Raw genomic sequence first — 15,834 nt, forward strand, 5'->3', positions numbered from 1 at the left:
GTTTTAAGTTCTGAGCCGTGAGGCTCTTGTTTTTATTTCTACGACTGGAATCTCCTACCATGATGGTGCTCTACTCTGGAACAACTTGCCCATTCTCACAGCGCTGCCGTTTTGTGTTGTTTGAAAAAGGCATGGATTTCGAGATCCGCGACATCGACTTGTACAACAAGCCTGAAGATATCGCCGTCATGAACCCCTACGGACAGGTGCCCATCCTGGTAGAACGTGACCTGATCTTGTACGAATCGAACATCATCAATGAATACATTGATGAGCGTTTCCCGCATCCTCAGCTGATGCCTGCGGACCCTACCATGCGCGCCCGTACTCGCCTGTTCCTGTACAACTTCGAGAAGGAACTGTTTGTACACGTGGCTGCCCTGGAAGACCGCCGCAACACGGATGCCAAGGCACAAGAACTGGCCCGTCAGCAAATCCGCAACCACTTGTCGCAGTTGGCTCCGATCCTGCTCAAGAACAAATACATGCTGGGTGAAGAATTCTCCATGCTGGACGTGGCGATCGCTCCCCTGCTCTGGCGCCTGGACCACTACGGTATCGAACTGCCCAAGAGCGCTGCTCCTGTGCAAAAGTACGCCGAGCGCGTGTTCTCGCGTCCTGCTTACATTGAAGCGCTGACGCCTTCCGAAAAAGTCATGCGTCGCTAATTCATTATGCAAGAGACCTCTACCAAACCCTACCTGTTGCGCGCTCTACACGAATGGTGTTCCGATCACGGATACACACCACACATTGTGGTCACGGTAGACGCCAACACTGTTGTTCCACGCGGCCATATTCAGGATGGTCAAATCACCCTGAATATTGGGCATCTGGCCACCAATGGCCTGATCCTGGGTAACGATTACATTGAATTCCAGGCCCGCTTCGGCGGTGTCACGGAAGACATTTTCGTGCCCGTAGCGGCCGTATCGGCCATCTACGCACGCGAAACAGGCGCTGGCATGGGTTTTGAGGTCGTCGAATCCGAGCCTTACGCGGAAGGCGAAGCACCAGAGGCAGCCCCTGAAGCGACACCGGAAGCGCCCGTTGCCAAAAAAGACGCTGACAAGGTCTCGCACCTGAAAATCGTCAAATAAGGCGCGTTCGACGCAGACAAAAAAGGCTCCGTAAGGAGCCTTTTTTACCTCTTGGATAACCAGTTCTACTACAGATATCAAATAGTAGAACCGGTCACCCAAGCACTTGCATTGTCACTGAGCGCAGCCAAGAACACTCTCTTTAATTAAGCACGCTAAGTTCTAGCCCTACTGCACCGCCTCAGCCTGATTGCGACGACGCCCAGCCGCCACACGCCACTCCAACAAGCTCTTGAGCATCACGGACACGATGGCGAATAGAGCCAGTAGCGCAGCCGCTGTAAAGGCCGCAGCCGCCTTGTTATCGTTGTTCAACTGATCCACCAGCAGGGACAAGGTCAAGGTCTGATTCATGATGGTGCCAGACACCACGGACACCGCGCCGAACTCGCCAATCGCACGAGCATTGGTCAGCACCACGCCATACAGCAAGGCCCATTTGATATCCGGCAGCGTGACGTGCCAGAAGATCTGCCAACCATTGGCACCCAGACTTAACGCCGCCGCCTGCGCGTCCGAACCTTGCGCCTGCATGATAGGAATCAGGATACGGGCCACATAAGGCGTGGTCACAAAGATCGTGACCATCAGGATTCCCGGCCAGGCGAACATCAACTGGATATCACGTGCGCTTAACCACTGTCCCAGAGACGACTCCACACCGTAGACCACCAGATAACACAGGCCAGCTACCACCGGAGAAACCGCGTAAGGCAAATCCACCAAGGTACTGAGCAAACGGCGGCCACGAAACTCGTAATGCGTCAGACACCAGGCCAGCAGAATGCCAAAGACCATGTTCAGGGGCACCGTCAGCACCGCCACAAACAGGGTAAGCCCAATGGCGTGCAGCATGTAGTCCTCTTGCAGATTGCTCCATAAAGCTGGTAAACCATCGCCCAAGGCTTTGGAGAAGATCAGTATCAGGGGGACCACCAGCAGACCCAGCACCAAGGCAATGCCCAAGGCCAGAATCAGGCGATCAGCCGTGCTTTTAGGTGTTTTTCTCATGACGCCCTCCGCTGCCAGCCCAACAAGCGATTCTGCACTAGTTGCAAGGTGAACAGCAGCAGCAAGGAGGCGATCAAGATCACCGAGGCAATCGCCGCCGCCGCCGGATAGTTGAATTCTTGTAGGCGCACAAAAATCATCAGGGACGACACTTCGGTTTTGTAGGGAATGTTGCCAGCAATCATGATGACTGCGCCGAACTCACCCAAACTGCGGATAAAAGCCTGGGAGGCTCCCGTGACCAGCGCAGGAATCAGCGGAGGAAACACCACTTTGCTGAACGTCTGCCAGCCACTGGCACCCAGTGTGTGGGCAACCTCTTCGTACTCGGCCCCCAGCTCTTCAATCACGGGCTGCACAATACGCACCACAAAGGGCAAACTGGTAAAGGTCATGGCCAGAACAATGCCGGGGTATTGATAGGCGATCTTCCAACCTTCCGGCAGAAACTGACCAAACCAGCCGCCAGGCACAAACAGCGTCGCCAAGGTCAAACCCGCTACCGAAGTCGGTAAGGCAAACGGCAGGTCTACCAAAGCATCGATCAGGCGACGCCCCGGAAACTCAAAGCGCGTGATGATCCAGGCAATAATGAACCCCACCACGCTAGCAGTCAGGGTGGAATAAAGGGCAGCGCTGATCGTAACCTGATAGCTGCTGACGACGCGCTTATCCGTGACCGCACGCCAATAATCGGCCAGACTCATGTCACTGACGTACATGAACAAGGCCGACAAAGGCAGCAGCACAATAATGGACAAGTACAGGACGCTAAAGCCAAAGCTCAGCCCAAAACCCGGCATGACGGGGCGACGCAGAAAAAAGAGTGGCTTTAGCGCAGTCTTCGCCCCGGAATCCTGCGCCCCGCCCACAAAAGTACGACTCATGAATTACTTGGCCAGCAACTGGTCCAACACGCCATTCGCGGCAAAGTGGCGGCTTTGAATATCAGTCCAGGAACCCAGGAGGTCGGTGGGGTTGATCAACTTGACCGGTGCATATTTGGACTCAAACTCCTTGGCAACAGCAGGATCCGTCACACGGTAGTTGAAACCAGCCAACAGACGCTGAATCTCCGGGGTGTACTGGAACTTCAGGTATTCGGTCGCCTCCTTGCGGGTGCCCTTCTGGTCAACCACACGATCCACCACGGCTACGGGGAACTCAGCCAATACGCTGACGGGGGGCACCACCACTTCCAGTTCACTGCCCTTGAATTCATCGCTGGCGGCAATATTAAGCACTTCGGATTCAAAAGTCAGCAACACATCACCCTGACCATTCTGGGCAAAAGCCACAGTCGCGCCACGGCCACCGGTGGGGAAGCTCTCGACATTAGCCAGCACCTTACCGACAAACTCTTTGATCTTGGCTTCATCACCGCCAAAGGCTTCATTGGCATACAGCCAGGACGCCAAATAGGTGTAGCGAGCATTGCCCGAGGTCTTGGGGTTCGGGAACACCAGTTTCACATCGTCACGCACCAGATCATCCCAGGACTTGATGTTCTTGGGATTGCCCTTGCGCACCAGGAAAGCGATAGTGCTGTAGTAAGGCGAGCTGTTGTTCGGGAATTTAGTGGCCCAGTCCTTGGCCACCGCGCCGCGCTCGGCCAGGAACTCAATATCGGTGACCTGGTTGAAGGTCACGGTATCGACTTTCTTACCCTGAATAATGTCCTGGGCCTGACGGGAAGTTCCGGCAAAAGACTGATCAATCTTGATGTCTTCGCCCGTAGTGGCTTTCCAGTGCTCGACAAACTTGGGGTTGATCGCCGCAAATGTCTCGCGCGCCACATCAAACGAGGCATTCAGCAAAGAAACCTGGGCGCTGACGTTACCACCCAGCAAAGACGTCAACAACAAGGCAGAGCCAACAACAGACTTCAATTTCATGGTGTTCCCCAACGTTCCCGGACGCGGCCTTCGGAGCCCGTCACTAATGTTCAATTGCGCGCTTTCTATATAAGCACAGCTTGGATAGATCAGATTATGGGTAGGGAGAAAGGCATTTAAAACGACATTTTCATCATGCGCTTATAACCAGAACCTACTTACTGGCTGAGCCTGTGAGTCTTGGGCCACATCAATATTTTTCTAGTGATTGCTTCTTCTCAAAAATTCCGGCTATAATCGTCAATTCGCCGGCTTAGCTCAGTTGGTAGAGCAGCGCACTTGTAATGCGAAGGTCGAGGGTTCAACTCCTTTAGCCGGCACCACGAATAAAACAAAACGCCAAGCTTTCAAAAGCTTGGCGTTTTGTTTTTCTGCTGTCCGAGTCTTGCTGCTAGCCAGGCGGGAACCCCTCGTACTGAATAAGCCCATCAGCAATCTCATGCCACGCGGCTTTTGAGCCCACGAAAACGTGACAAGTGGGACGCAGACCAGGGTCATCGTCCAACACCCCTAACGCCAAGCCCAGCTCTTCTGGTTTTTGATCGAATTTAGTCAAAATATTTGACCCGCACTTGGAACAAAAACCCCGGTGCTCTCCTGGCGATGACTCATAAAACCGCAGCAGTTCCTGACCGCGACGCCAATGAAATTCCTTGGTCTTGACCTTGCCCCGCGCCCTGAATGCAGAACCATGCGACTTGCGACACATGCTGCAATGGCAATAGAGCAGGTTCGTAATAGCGCCGGTAATCTCAAAGACCACGCCTTGGCAAAGACAGCTTCCTTTCACACGCCATACCTCCAAAGAGTAAGTTTCCCGCCGCAGATTTCAGTGGGCGTCGGACACCTTACTCGATAGAGGATACAAGACATTGGGTCAAATCTGCCGGGCATGAAGCCCCCAATAAAATCATCGTCCGTTCCAGCTCCTGAGCGACCAGGCCCAACACGTCAGAGACGCCCTGCTCGCCGCCTTGAGCCAAACCGTAGGCGACGGCACGTCCCAGGAATGCGCCCGTCGCTCCACAAGCGATGGCCTTGGCGACATCTGCACCACGCCGAAAGCCGCTATCGATAAACACCGGCATCTGCGTTTTGACGATATCCATGATTTGCGGGAGAACGCTGATTGTTGAAGGCGCACAGTCCAGTTGTCGGCCACCGTGATTGGAAACAATCAGTCCATCTACACCGTAATGCAAGGCCTGACGTGCATCTTCAGGATGGAGCACACCTTTGATCAGCAACGGGCCGTCCCACTTGGAACGCAGCCAGGAGACATCATCCCAAATCAAGCGGCGGTCCATGCTTCGCGCCAGCAGTGCTGCCTGTGCCTGAGCAGAAGTGGCTCCTTGCGTGGGCATCAGGTTGACAAACTGGGGTTGGCCGGCCAAAGCCTGACGCCACAGCCAGCGGGGCTGCGAAGCCATATCCAGCAATAAGCGGGGGCCTGGACGAAACGGCAATTTGAAGCCGTGGCGTATGTCCTTTTCTCTATAACCACCTACAGGCACATCGACGGTCAAAACCAAGGCTTCGAACCCGGCTTGGCGGGCGCGATCCAGAATGGAATTGGCCATGCCCCTGTCTTGCATCACATACAACTGCATCCAGCATGGGCCTTCGCAGACTTCACGCACCTGCTCCAAAGGGCTATTGGAGGCAGTGGACAAAATGTACGGCAAGCCCGCCTTGCCTGCGGCACGCGCTGCGTGCAGATCCCCACGTGGACGCACGACATCGATCAAGCCAACGGGAGCGACACCAAAAGGCGCAGCCCATCGGCGTCCAAAGACCTCTATTTCTGTTGATACCGCCGACGTATCACGCAAACTGCGTGGCGACAAAGTCAGCGTCTGCAAATCTGCCTGATTACGAGCCAGACAGAGTTCGTCTTCTGCCCCACCAGCAACATAGTCATAGACAAAGCGTGGCAGGCTGCTTTGGGCCGCTACCTGAAAATCCTGAATATTGAGCCGCATGATGCAAGCTGCCTCCCACCTGATGCCGGGCGTACAAGGCCCGATTCAATTTAATTGTTTAAGCATCAAGTATATAGTTGAAAGCACCGCTCCATGCAAAGAAAACACGTCTGTTTCTGCTCAGCCAAAGGAGAACGTGTTGGCAAGAACAAGCGACCAAGCTGACGACGGGCAGACGGAGGATCGTATAAGGGGCGACCAAGCAGATACGCCGACACCTTGGCTAGCTAACTCCTGCTCGTCACGGACTTCCCACTAATACGACCCATCTCCAGATTCGGTATTTGGTCATTAGTCGAAAGCAGAGCGATTACTCCAACCCTGTAAATAGGGCAACTTCGTGACCTGGTGCTTAACAGGTACTCAAAACTTTGCAAACCAGGCAATACTGGCTAACACTGGCTCAGAAAGAAGCAGCAGTTCAAGCCAGAAGCTTGAAACCGCTGCGTTATTCCTGAGGCAGTCTTTACAATCTAACCGGCGTCACAAGACTGCCTTGCGTAAGGTAACTCTCAACATTCTTTAACACCAGCTCGCACATGGCGGCACGGGTTTCACGGGTTGCGCTCCCTACATGAGGCAGCACGACTACCCGCTCGTTACTTAACAACTCGGCAGGCACATCGGGTTCGTTCTCGAACACATCCAATCCGGCGCCGCCTAATTGGCCATTATCAAGAGCCGCCACCAAGGCTTTTTCATCCACCACAGAGCCGCGAGCGACATTGACCAGGTAGCCGTTGGGCCCCAAGGCTCTCAAGACCTCGGCAGACACCAGATGGTAAGTTTGCGGGCTGCCGGGGCAAGCCACGATAAGGAAATCGCACCATTGCGCCAAAGCCAGCAATGAAGGCTCGTGCTGCCAAGGCAACTCGGGTTTGGCACTACGTGTGTGATAGCGGATCTCCATATCAAAGCCGATAGCGCGACGCGCAATAACCTGCCCGACTCGTCCCATACCCAGCATGCCCAGGCGCTTGCCACTGACCCGAGTGCTGGGCATGGTCGGGCCGACACGAGGCCAGTCACCACGCCGGACATGTCGGTCGGAAGCCGAAATGCCACGCACCACATCGATCAACAAACCAATCGCCAAGTCAGCCACGCAGTCGTTAAGAACGTCAGGAGTATTGCTCAGCATCACCCCACGCGCACGGACTGCATCCAGGTCGATGGCATCGTAGCCCACGCCCAGGCTACAAATAGCCTTCAAATTAGGCAGTGCCTCAATCAGCCCCTTGTCTGCGCCCTGCGTTCCTGTGGTGACCAGCACCGTAAACTCGCCGCCACGCTCACGCAAGAACAGCGCTTGATCGGGCGCATCACTCAGGGTTTCAACCGGACACAAGGCAGGCAGTTTGCCCGCCAGAGGAGGCGGCAAGGGGCAGGCTTGAAGAATCTTCGGGTTCATGGTCATGCTTCGCTTGTAAAGACGTCGAAATCAACTTGTTTAAGCAGGGCATTGCTCTGGCGTATGACATGACCGGCAGCACAGGCCTTGCGACGATAAGCCAACCAGCGCGGGTCAGCCTCCAGTGCGTTACGACGGGCTTCCCGGTCAGCCATATCCTTGTATGCCCACAGATGCACCACCTGATTCAGTTCACCTACTTCCGTGGTGTAGTAGCCGTGACAAGCGCCCAGATGTTCGATTTGTACGGCACGCCCTTGCGTTGCATACAGGGACAGGAAGTCGCGCAGCAGGCCGGTAGGGATGGTATAGGTTCTTTGGTCGATAATCATGTTGCGAATCCGTTTTTATCCAAGGTATTTGGGCAAGAGCAGCGAAATAACTGGAAAAGCCAAGAGCACCGCCAGGCGGAAAATATCCGCTACCACAAAAGGCAAGACTCCCCGATACAGCGTGCCCATCTTCACGTCGGGCAACAGGCTTTTCAGCACCATGACGTTCATGCCCACGGGCGGGGTGATGAAACTGATTTCCGTAACCACCACTACAATGATGCCGAACCAGACCAGGTCAAAGCCCAGGTGCTGCACCAGCGGGTAGAAAATAGGCACGGTCAGCAAGACCATGGACATGCTCTCCAACACACTGCCCAGCACGATATAAATCGCGCAAATCAGCAAAATCACTACGATCGGGCTCATCTCGAACTGCTGCACCCAGTCCTGCAAGTCGCTGGGCATGGAGGTGAAATTGATAAAGCTGGAAAACAGCAAGGCGCCGATCAGCACCAAGAACAACATGCCCGTCGTACGCGCCGACTCAACCAGCACATTGGACAGTGTCTGCCAGGTCAAACGGCCACGCAGCAGCGCGAACAGAAAGGCACCGCAAGCACCAATCCCAGCCGCTTCAGTAGAGCTAAATACCCCGCCATAAATGCCGCCCATCACGATAATGAACAACACCAGCACCCCCCAGACATCGCGCAGCGCACTCAAACGCTCTTTCCAACTCATGCGTTCACCGGGAGGCCCGGCATTAGGGTCGCGCCAGATCGTCCATCTGACCGCCAAGAGGTAGAGACCCACAGCCAACAGGCCGGGCAGAACACCGGCGGCAAACATCTTGCCTATGCTTTGTTCGGTCAAGATGGCGTAGACCACCATCACAATTGAGGGTGGAATCAGAATGCCCAGCGTGCCACCCGCAGCGATCGAACCAGAAGCCAAGGCACGGCTGTAACCGAGCCTACGCATTTGCGGGTAGGCCACTTTGGACATGGTGGCCGCCGTCGCCAGACTGGAGCCACACACCGCGCCAAAACCACCACAGGCCACTACCGTAGACATGGCCAGCCCACCCTTTCTATGCCCCAAAAACGCATAGGCGGCAGCGTAAAGCTCTTTGGACAATTTGGCTTGAGTAATGAAGTTACCCATCAAGATGAACAGCGGCAGCACCGACAGCAAATATTGAAAACCGCTTTCACGCACCACTGCGCCGGTCATGGCGTAGGCCGAGGGCCAGTTGCGCATGATGCCAACACCGATAAAACCCACCAGGGCCATGGAAAACGCTACAGGCACCCGCAGGAAGATCAAAAGGAGCATGGCGGCAAAGCCAATCAGCGCTTCAGTCATTCTGTGCCTCTTGTTCCAGATGGGCCGTCTTTGCGCTCCTGCTTCGGCCAAGCTGCCCCAACTCCACCAGTGTGTTGACGAACAGCATGATGCTCATGAAGTAAACAACCGGAGCCAATGGCAGCCCCAGCAAGGTGGTCTGATCAGCGTACTCGGCCGCCGACTCGGCTTGTGTCCAGCTGACCATCGCCAGCAAGGCACTGATCCCCGCTGCCAGCAAGTGGCTGGAGATATGAACGACTCGCGCCCCCCTGTCCCCACCGGGAACGGGCACCAGGTCGACCACAATGTGTTCACGCGCCATGGTGGCAAAGACAATGCCGCAGAAGATCACCCCCACCATGAGTATTTCCGTCAGTTCTACCGCACCCATCACCGACACGTTGAAAATGTAGCGTCCTAGTACATCGGCCAAAGTCAGCAAGGCCAGCGAGACCATGCATAACTCAGTCAGACGCCGAAGACCCGCTCTTAATAAAGAGAGAATGCAGTTCATGCTTTGTAGCTCCGGGACTGCTGGCGCACGCGGCGTCCAGCAGGTTCAAGACAGTCTGAATACGCTGATCACTGGCCGCTTTCCCGCGCTTTCAGATCGGCACGAAACTCGGCCAGCACGGCAGGCCCGTCTATGCCCTTGGCCTTTGCAGCAGCAAGCCAGGTTTGCTCGAACGAAGCTGTGCGCTCTTTGACGGCGGCAATCAGCTCTTTACTGGCTGGGTGAAACTGCACATGACTTGCCTGCAGGGTTTTCAGGGCGGCCACATCCGCATCACCCCAGGCCTTGCCCCCCATGCGCGCGATATGCTCACCCGAAAGCCCCATCACGATCTCGCGGTCTTTTTCAGACAAGCGATCAAAGGCACCCGGATTCATGATGATGCCGTGCAAATCGGCATAAAGACCGCCGGGAAAAACCGTCGCATGCTTGACGACGCTGTCCAGACGAAACGAAACAACCGATTCAGGCGGGAAAAGAACCCCATCCACCACGCCGGTGCTAAGCAGTTCATACGATTCGGAAGCAGGCTTTACCACCGCATTCACATTCAGCGCCTTGGACAGATCGGCCTGCATGCCACCGCCAATACGCAGCTTCAGGCCATCGAAGTCGGCAATGTTTTGTACCTGTTTTTCTGTGGTGTAAACACTGCCCGGGCCGTGACCATAAATGCCCAGCAACTTGATGCCGCGATGCTCTTTGGCATCTTGCAGATACTTGCTATAGATATCCCACGCTGCCAGCGAGGTGGACTCGGCGCTATTGCCCGAAAACGGCAGCATGGCAAATTTCATCAAATCGAAATTGCCGGGGTAATAGGAGTAGGAAATAAAGGCCAGATCAACCAGGCCATTGCGTACCGCATCCAGATGCCCAACCGGGTTAGTGGCCGCCTTGGTCAGGAAGTTGATCTTGACGCGCCCTTCGGTGGCCTGCTCCACCTCTTTGGCCCAGGGCTTCATGAAATTAGCGACCAAAACATGTGTCTGCGGAATCCAGGCCGAAAAAGTCAGCTCCACCGGTTTGTCCGCTTTTGCGGGACCTGCCGCCACACCCAGGCTCGTTAAGGCAATACCCAACAGGCGAGAAATCCATCGGTTCTTCATGGGGAATCCTTTTTAGTGGTAGATCGTTATAGGTATAGTTAGCCAGGCCCTTCAGGAAACAAGAGCCTGTTCAATCAAGGTTTTGACGTCGCCGTCGTGCTGCATACCCAACTGCGTGGCGATTGCCGTTGTCAACGGTGGCCACTGGGCGAACTGCCGGTCAAACTGGGGGTTGGACTGAAAACGCAAACCCGCATCGGCCCCCCGGCCATAGCGGGATTTCGCAGCCTGTACCAGGTCTGCAACTTGAAGACGCTGGGCGGGCAGATTCCATACTCGCCCCTCCGGCAAGCGAACCGTTTCGATGCTCGCCGTTGTCAAAAGATGTTGTACGCAGATCGGCAAGGAAAGCAGCCATATCCACCCCTGCGGGCCGATGGGACACTCGTAAGTGCTACCAGCGGCAAGGGCATGAATCAAGGAGCTGGCAAATGAAGACAGCGCCGTTTCGGCAGTCATGGGCCTGGCAACCACGGTAGGCAAGCGAACCGAGCGACCATCCAGAAAGCCACGGCGGCTGTAATCGGCCAACAGCAACTCCACCATCCGCTTCTGCGTCCCATAACTTAAGGTGGGTGCCACTGGGGTGTTGTCATCTACCTGCTGGGGCAGCGGCGTACCGAAGACACCAATACTGCTGGCATACACCACAACGGGGCACTGTTCTTGTTGTCGCAAGTGCTCGAACAAGCTCACCGTGCCGGCGATATTGACGCGCAGGCCCAGCGCGAAATTCTCCTCAGCAAGCCGACTGGTCACCGAGGCCAGATGGAAAACCGTATCAGGAGCAGGGGTCAAAGCGGCCTGCAGCACGGTTTCATCGGACAAGTCACCGCTAATGCAGCGCAGGCCAGGCTCGTGGTGATAGCTTTGCTCTTCAAAAGCCAGATCCACCAAGGTCAGGCTTTGAATTTCTTTGGCTGCCAGACGTTTGGCTACCGCACGGGCCAGCGCTTGACCGATGTAGCCGTTGCCGCCGGTAATCAAGACATGCTTCATGGCTTATCTCCCAGCAGCCTGCGGGCAAGCGACAGCATGGCGATGGGGCACAGCCAGCACACTGCGATCACGCAAGGGCTGACACCAGGCCAAACCTTCTGACGGCAGTGCGCGAGGCTGATACTCGCAGCCCAGCCAAGCGTCGTAGCCCAAAGTGGGCAAGGCAGCCACGCCTTCCAGCAAATCATGTTGTGCAAGATCCGGCTCGTAGCGCCCATCGGCACCCGCGATCTGCACATAGCCGATCCAGGGCGCACAGGCCGCAACGCTGGAACGGACGTCCAAACTTTCTTTGACGCAGTGGTAGTAATCAAATTGCAGGCGCAGGCGCGGGGAATTGAAATGCTGGAGCACCTCTATGACCTGTTCGGGCAAATAATAAAAATACCCGGCCATATCACTGCGATTGAGCGCTTCCAGCGTCAGGATCAAATCATCCGCTTCAGCTAAGGCTAAAGCATGTTCCAGATTACTGATCAGTGCGGCCCGACCGTCTTCCTGCGCAAAGGGGCTGACATCGCCCGCCATCACGTGGATACGACGGCACCCGGTCGCCTGTGCAACCGCACGGGCACGATCAAAGGCTTGCCGGAACTGGGTCTGTGCGCCGGGAATCGCCGCCCAGCCCAGCCTGCCCTGCCCCTCGCCTATTGGCGTATTGATGAGCGTCAGCTCCAGCTTTGTGGTTTGCAGTTGCTGGGCGTACCACGCCGGAGCGTAGTCGTAGGGCAGCAAAATCTCAACACCCTTAAAACCATCGGCCGCCGCAGCCTCAAAGCGTTCGCTCCAGTCCAGATGCCGATACAACCAGCTGAGATTAGCGGATAGTTGCATGGGGCTGCCCGCCTTATGCGCTTATCTGGCGAAGGAAGGCGTCACGCTGCTCAGGCAGAACGACACTGACCAAGGCAGACACTTCGGCCTGACCTAAACCCATGGCGCTAGCCACACGCAACATTTGCTGCACGCTGGCCGCCACCGGCATAGGCGCACCACTTTGTTGAGCATTGGCGATCAGGGTGTCGATATCCTTGAGCATGGTGGACAGCGCACCGATGCTTTTTGCCTGTGCTTCTATCATGCGCGGGGCAAAGATCTGCAAGGGCTTGGAGTCCGCCCAGCCGCCCGCCAGTGCGGGTGCCAGTTTGTCCACATTGATGTTATTGCGTCGGGCAAAGCCAATGGCTTCGGCCAGTGCCGCGATCGAGGTCGCCACGATAGCCTGGTTGCACAGTTTGGTCGCCTGCCCGGTCCCAGAAGGCCCCATATGCGTGATATTGCCGGCATAGGCGCGCATGGCAGCCTCGGCCTCGGGCATATGGGTTTCGCTACCACCTGTCATGATGGCCAGCGTACCGGCCTCCACGCCTGGAATACCGCCAGACACTGGGGCATCAATCCAGTCAGCCCCGCAACTTTGCGCCAAACGAGCGGCCAAGTTGCGCGTGGCTTCCGGGTCGATGCTGGAGTGATCCACCAGCCAATTAAGACCTGCTGCCTGAGCAATGCCGTCCGCACCAAACACCACAGCCTCGGCAGCCTTGGCGTCAAACAGGCATAGCAAGACACCGTCGGTGCCTTCAGCCGCTTCGCATGGCGTGCTCACAATCTGCGCACCGAGCGCCGCCAAGGGCTCGGCCTTTTCCCTGGAACGGTTCCAGACTTTGACCTCGTGGCCCGCTTTCAGCAGGCGCTGCACCATAGCAGCACCCATCAATCCTAAACCGCAAAAACCGAGTTTCATCTTATACGTCCTCAAGCTGTTCTTGCGGCCACTGGGCAGCACCCGAATGGGTCACTGCCCCTTCATTGGTCGGCCCAACCAGACGTGCGTACTTCTCCAACGCGCCCGCCAAACGATCTCGTACATAGGGTTTCCATTGCGCCCGGCGTACGGCCAGTTCCTCATCGGACACATGCAACTGCATGCTGCTTTGCGTAGCGTCGATGGTGATACAGTCACCGTCACGCACCAAGCCGATGTTCCCACCGGCTGCCGCTTCAGGGCTGGCATAGCCGATGCACATGCCGCGTGTCGCACCCGAGAAACGGCCATCGGTCAGCAGTGCCACTTTCTCGCCATTGCCATGGCCGTAAATGGCGGCGGTAACGCTTAGCATCTCGCGCATGCCGGGGCCGCCTTTGGGGCCTTCATTGCGAATGATCAGCACATCGCCAGTCTCGTAGGCCTGCCTGGACACCACGGCCATACAATCTTCCTCGGTTTCAAAGACACGGGCGCGACCTTCAAAAACCAGAGACTTCAAACCGGCAATCTTCAGCAAGGCCCCATCCGGACACAGATTGCCCTTGAGCACAACCAGACCGCCTGACGCATGAATAGGCTGATCACTGCTACGCACGATACGACCATCAACATCGGGGAAACTTTCCAAGGCCTCCGCCAAGGTTTCACCGGTAATGGTCAACACATCGCCGTGCAGGTGCCCGCTCTTCAAGAGAGCCTTGAGCACGACGGGCACCCCACCGATCACGTCCAGATCGCGTGCCAGATAACGGCCACCGGGCTGCAAGTCGGCGATAAGAGGTGTGCGGTTAAAGACCTCAGCCAGATCATCCATGGTGAAGCGGATACCCACCTCGTGCGCTATAGCAGGGATATGCAAGGCCACGTTGGTTGAGCCGCCCGTCGCAGCCACAGCCGCAGCGGCATTTTCCAGGCTCTTGCGTGTGATGAGATCACGCGGCAGTGGACCACCATTTTCCAGAATTTCCATCACCCGACGACCGGCACGGCGAGCCAGTGCGTGTCGTTGGCTGTAGACCGCTGGTGTGGTCGAAGACCCCAGGAAGGACATGCCCAAAGCCTCGGCCACCATACCCATGGTATTGGCAGTGAACTGGCCCGGACAGGAGCCGACAGTCATGGCACAGTTGCGCTCGATGCCGTGCAACTGCTCCAGGGAAATCGCCCCGGTCTGGTAGCGGCCCACCCCTTCAATGGCGGTCAGCACGGTATTTTCAGTGCCATCGGGCGAGTAGCCCGGCAACATGGAACCGCCATAAATGAACACCGAGGGAACATTAAGCCGTGCCATGGCCATCAAGGTGCCGGGCAAGGTCTTGTCGCAACCACCCAAACCGACCAAAGCATCATAGGCGTGACCACGCACGGCTATTTCCATACTGTCGGCAATCATCTCGCGCGAGACCAGACTCATGCGCATGCCAGCGTGGTTCATGGAGGTGCCGTCAGACACGGAAATCGTGTTCATCATGACGGGCACGCCACCACCTTGTGCAACCCCCAGGCGCACACTGTCTGCCTGCGGGCCCAACGATTTGGAACAGGGTGTGTTGTCTCCGGCGGTTCCGATGATGGCGACCATCGAGCGGTCCAGGTCATCATCATCCAGGCCCGTTGCACGCAGAAAGGCTCGGTGTGGGGTGCGGGTTACGCCCTCGGTCACTGCTTTTGATCTATGTTTTTTTAGCATGGTCTTTGGTGGGGAATGAGTAGTTGAAAGATCGATTCAATCGGGCAGATCCAAGCGGTCAAATATCCAGGAGACATCTTCCTGAATGTATTGACGTGCCTGGGCGAAATTGCCGTTACGCAGCGCGATTACGGCGGACTCGTGCAATTGGTCCGAGGAGTCCTCGTTGTGGAGTAATTCGCGGGTTTCGCGCAGATAAGCACCTGACTGCAGCCACAGGCTCTCGATCATGGCGAGCATGACCGGAGACTGGGCGGCGGCGTAAATCGTGAAATGAAAGATCCGATTTTTTTCCAAGCTGCTGGCCACGCCTTTGGGCGTACGACGCTCTTGTGTAATTTCTTGCGCCAACTGTTCCAACTGATCCAGCACAGAGGATGTCAGCAAGGGGCCGGCCCACTCGGTGACGGTGCCTTCGATCAGAACGCGTGCACGACGAATATCGCTCAAGCAGGCTTTGGTGATCAGCGGAACACGCGTGGTGCCGTTGGGCAACGGCTCTAGCCCCTGTTGTGCGACCAGGCGGCGTAATGCTTCACGCACGGGCATGGTGCTGGTGCCCAGCGCGTCGGCCAGGTATTGAATACCCAGCACTTGGCCGGCACGGTATTCCCCGTGCATCAGCTTGTTTCGCAGGGCTTGATAGACCGCTTCGTTAACGGATTGCCGAACGATAGGTTGAAAAGCTTCGAGCGGAGCACTGGCGCTTGCAGCATCTGAATGTTTCATTAGA

17 protein-coding genes and 1 tRNA gene are annotated in these 15,834 nt (G+C 56.3%); 3 read left to right on the forward strand and 15 right to left on the reverse strand.

The window, feature by feature from the left end; genetic code table 11:
• Positions 1–59 precede the first annotated feature (59 nt).
• Together LNA76_RS15335 and LNA76_RS15340 are read left to right on the forward strand one after the other, a co-directional pair.
• Positions 60–668: a glutathione S-transferase N-terminal domain-containing protein gene (locus LNA76_RS15335; RefSeq protein ID WP_094198005.1), complete on the forward strand. Its 609-nt coding sequence runs from the start codon at positions 60–62 to the stop codon at positions 666–668.
• Positions 669–674: 6 nt separating this feature from the next.
• A complete protein-coding gene (locus LNA76_RS15340; RefSeq protein ID WP_094198006.1) occupies positions 675–1,100 on the forward strand; it encodes a ClpXP protease specificity-enhancing factor in 426 nt (141 codons plus the stop codon).
• Between the two features lie 168 nt (positions 1,101–1,268).
• Here the strand turns inward: LNA76_RS15340 and cysW are convergent, their stop codons facing one another.
• The 3 genes from cysW to cysP are packed head-to-tail and all read right to left on the reverse strand — an operon-like array spanning position 1,269 to position 4,006.
• Positions 1,269–2,111: a sulfate ABC transporter permease subunit CysW gene (gene cysW, locus LNA76_RS15345; protein WP_094198007.1), complete on the reverse strand. Its 843-nt coding sequence runs from the start codon at positions 2,109–2,111 to the stop codon at positions 1,269–1,271.
• Entirely contained in the window at positions 2,108–2,998 is an 891-nt protein-coding gene (gene cysT, locus LNA76_RS15350) for a sulfate ABC transporter permease subunit CysT (protein WP_094198008.1), read from the reverse strand. Before cysT ends, cysW begins: the two co-directional genes overlap by 4 nt.
• Positions 2,999–3,001: 3 nt before the next feature.
• Complete coding sequence (cysP, locus tag LNA76_RS15355) at positions 3,002–4,006, reverse strand: thiosulfate ABC transporter substrate-binding protein CysP (protein ID WP_094198009.1); 1,005 nt, start codon at positions 4,004–4,006, stop codon at positions 3,002–3,004.
• A 247-nt stretch (positions 4,007–4,253) separates the two neighbouring features.
• Here cysP and LNA76_RS15360 point away from each other — a divergent pair.
• Positions 4,254–4,329: transfer RNA gene (locus LNA76_RS15360), tRNA-Thr, on the forward strand.
• Between the two features lie 68 nt (positions 4,330–4,397).
• On the opposite strand, the gene LNA76_RS15365 is transcribed toward LNA76_RS15360, so the two are convergent.
• From LNA76_RS15365 to LNA76_RS15420, 12 genes are all read right to left on the reverse strand, one after another.
• Positions 4,398–4,796, reverse strand: a complete 399-nt coding sequence (locus tag LNA76_RS15365; protein WP_230019392.1) for a GFA family protein — start codon at positions 4,794–4,796, stop codon at positions 4,398–4,400.
• A 58-nt stretch (positions 4,797–4,854) separates the two neighbouring features.
• Positions 4,855–5,988: an alpha-hydroxy acid oxidase gene (locus LNA76_RS15370; RefSeq protein ID WP_230019393.1), complete on the reverse strand. Its 1,134-nt coding sequence runs from the start codon at positions 5,986–5,988 to the stop codon at positions 4,855–4,857.
• Between the two features lie 466 nt (positions 5,989–6,454).
• On the reverse strand, positions 6,455–7,405 hold the full coding sequence (locus LNA76_RS15375) for a 2-hydroxyacid dehydrogenase (RefSeq protein WP_125277158.1): 951 nt from the start codon (positions 7,403–7,405) through the stop codon (positions 6,455–6,457).
• Positions 7,402–7,731, reverse strand: a complete 330-nt coding sequence (locus LNA76_RS15380; protein WP_094198015.1) for an NIPSNAP family protein — start codon at positions 7,729–7,731, stop codon at positions 7,402–7,404. The genes LNA76_RS15375 and LNA76_RS15380 overlap by 4 nt, the downstream gene beginning before the upstream one ends.
• Positions 7,732–7,746: 15 nt before the next feature.
• Positions 7,747–9,039, reverse strand: coding sequence for a TRAP transporter large permease (locus tag LNA76_RS15385; protein WP_094198016.1), 1,293 nt, complete (start codon positions 9,037–9,039; stop codon positions 7,747–7,749).
• Positions 9,032–9,535 carry a TRAP transporter small permease gene (locus LNA76_RS15390; protein WP_230019394.1) on the reverse strand — a complete coding sequence of 168 codons (504 nt, stop codon included), beginning with the start codon at positions 9,533–9,535 and terminating at the stop codon, positions 9,032–9,034. Before LNA76_RS15390 ends, LNA76_RS15385 begins: the two co-directional genes overlap by 8 nt.
• Before the next feature lie 68 nt (positions 9,536–9,603).
• The gene (locus tag LNA76_RS15395; protein WP_094198018.1) at positions 9,604–10,644 is read right to left on the reverse strand and encodes a TRAP transporter substrate-binding protein; all 1,041 of its coding nucleotides are present in this window, start codon (positions 10,642–10,644) and stop codon (positions 9,604–9,606) included.
• 51 nt (positions 10,645–10,695) lie between these two features.
• Positions 10,696–11,643 (reverse strand): NAD-dependent epimerase/dehydratase family protein, encoded by a 948-nt coding sequence (locus LNA76_RS15400; protein WP_230019395.1) that lies wholly within the window; start codon positions 11,641–11,643, stop codon positions 10,696–10,698.
• Positions 11,644–11,646: 3 nt separating this feature from the next.
• Entirely contained in the window at positions 11,647–12,477 is an 831-nt protein-coding gene (locus tag LNA76_RS15405) for a hydroxypyruvate isomerase family protein (RefSeq protein ID WP_108728386.1), read from the reverse strand.
• Positions 12,478–12,490: 13 nt separating this feature from the next.
• On the reverse strand, positions 12,491–13,387 hold the full coding sequence (locus LNA76_RS15410) for an NAD(P)-dependent oxidoreductase (RefSeq protein WP_125277160.1): 897 nt from the start codon (positions 13,385–13,387) through the stop codon (positions 12,491–12,493).
• A 1-nt stretch (position 13,388) separates the two neighbouring features.
• Positions 13,389–15,101 carry a dihydroxy-acid dehydratase gene (gene ilvD, locus LNA76_RS15415; RefSeq protein WP_230019396.1) on the reverse strand — a complete coding sequence of 571 codons (1,713 nt, stop codon included), beginning with the start codon at positions 15,099–15,101 and terminating at the stop codon, positions 13,389–13,391.
• Positions 15,102–15,137: 36 nt separating this feature from the next.
• Positions 15,138–15,830 carry a GntR family transcriptional regulator gene (locus LNA76_RS15420; RefSeq protein WP_094198023.1) on the reverse strand — a complete coding sequence of 231 codons (693 nt, stop codon included), beginning with the start codon at positions 15,828–15,830 and terminating at the stop codon, positions 15,138–15,140.
• Positions 15,831–15,834 lie beyond the last annotated feature (4 nt).

The organism is Alcaligenes sp. MMA (assembly GCF_020907215.1).
GTDB lineage: Bacteria > Pseudomonadota > Gammaproteobacteria > Burkholderiales > Burkholderiaceae_B > Alcaligenes > Alcaligenes aquatilis.

Coding starts and splice junctions, on each gene's coding strand:
- LNA76_RS15335 (WP_094198005.1), top strand. CDS start 60: ATGATGGTGCTCTACTCTGGAACAACTTGCCCATTCTCACAGCGCTGC.
- LNA76_RS15340 (WP_094198006.1), top strand. CDS start 675: ATGCAAGAGACCTCTACCAAACCCTACCTGTTGCGCGCTCTACACGAA.
- cysW (WP_094198007.1), bottom strand. CDS start 2,111: ATGAGAAAAACACCTAAAAGCACGGCTGATCGCCTGATTCTGGCCTTG.
- cysT (WP_094198008.1), bottom strand. CDS start 2,998: ATGAGTCGTACTTTTGTGGGCGGGGCGCAGGATTCCGGGGCGAAGACT.
- cysP (WP_094198009.1), bottom strand. CDS start 4,006: ATGAAATTGAAGTCTGTTGTTGGCTCTGCCTTGTTGTTGACGTCTTTG.
- LNA76_RS15370 (WP_230019393.1), bottom strand. CDS start 5,988: ATGCGGCTCAATATTCAGGATTTTCAGGTAGCGGCCCAAAGCAGCCTG.
- LNA76_RS15375 (WP_125277158.1), bottom strand. CDS start 7,405: ATGACCATGAACCCGAAGATTCTTCAAGCCTGCCCCTTGCCGCCTCCT.
- LNA76_RS15380 (WP_094198015.1), bottom strand. CDS start 7,731: ATGATTATCGACCAAAGAACCTATACCATCCCTACCGGCCTGCTGCGC.
- LNA76_RS15385 (WP_094198016.1), bottom strand. CDS start 9,039: ATGACTGAAGCGCTGATTGGCTTTGCCGCCATGCTCCTTTTGATCTTC.
- LNA76_RS15390 (WP_230019394.1), bottom strand. CDS start 9,535: ATGAACTGCATTCTCTCTTTATTAAGAGCGGGTCTTCGGCGTCTGACT.
- LNA76_RS15395 (WP_094198018.1), bottom strand. CDS start 10,644: ATGAAGAACCGATGGATTTCTCGCCTGTTGGGTATTGCCTTAACGAGC.
- LNA76_RS15400 (WP_230019395.1), bottom strand. CDS start 11,643: ATGAAGCATGTCTTGATTACCGGCGGCAACGGCTACATCGGTCAAGCG.
- LNA76_RS15405 (WP_108728386.1), bottom strand. CDS start 12,477: ATGCAACTATCCGCTAATCTCAGCTGGTTGTATCGGCATCTGGACTGG.
- LNA76_RS15410 (WP_125277160.1), bottom strand. CDS start 13,387: ATGAAACTCGGTTTTTGCGGTTTAGGATTGATGGGTGCTGCTATGGTG.
- ilvD (WP_230019396.1), bottom strand. CDS start 15,101: ATGCTAAAAAAACATAGATCAAAAGCAGTGACCGAGGGCGTAACCCGC.
- LNA76_RS15420 (WP_094198023.1), bottom strand. CDS start 15,830: ATGAAACATTCAGATGCTGCAAGCGCCAGTGCTCCGCTCGAAGCTTTT.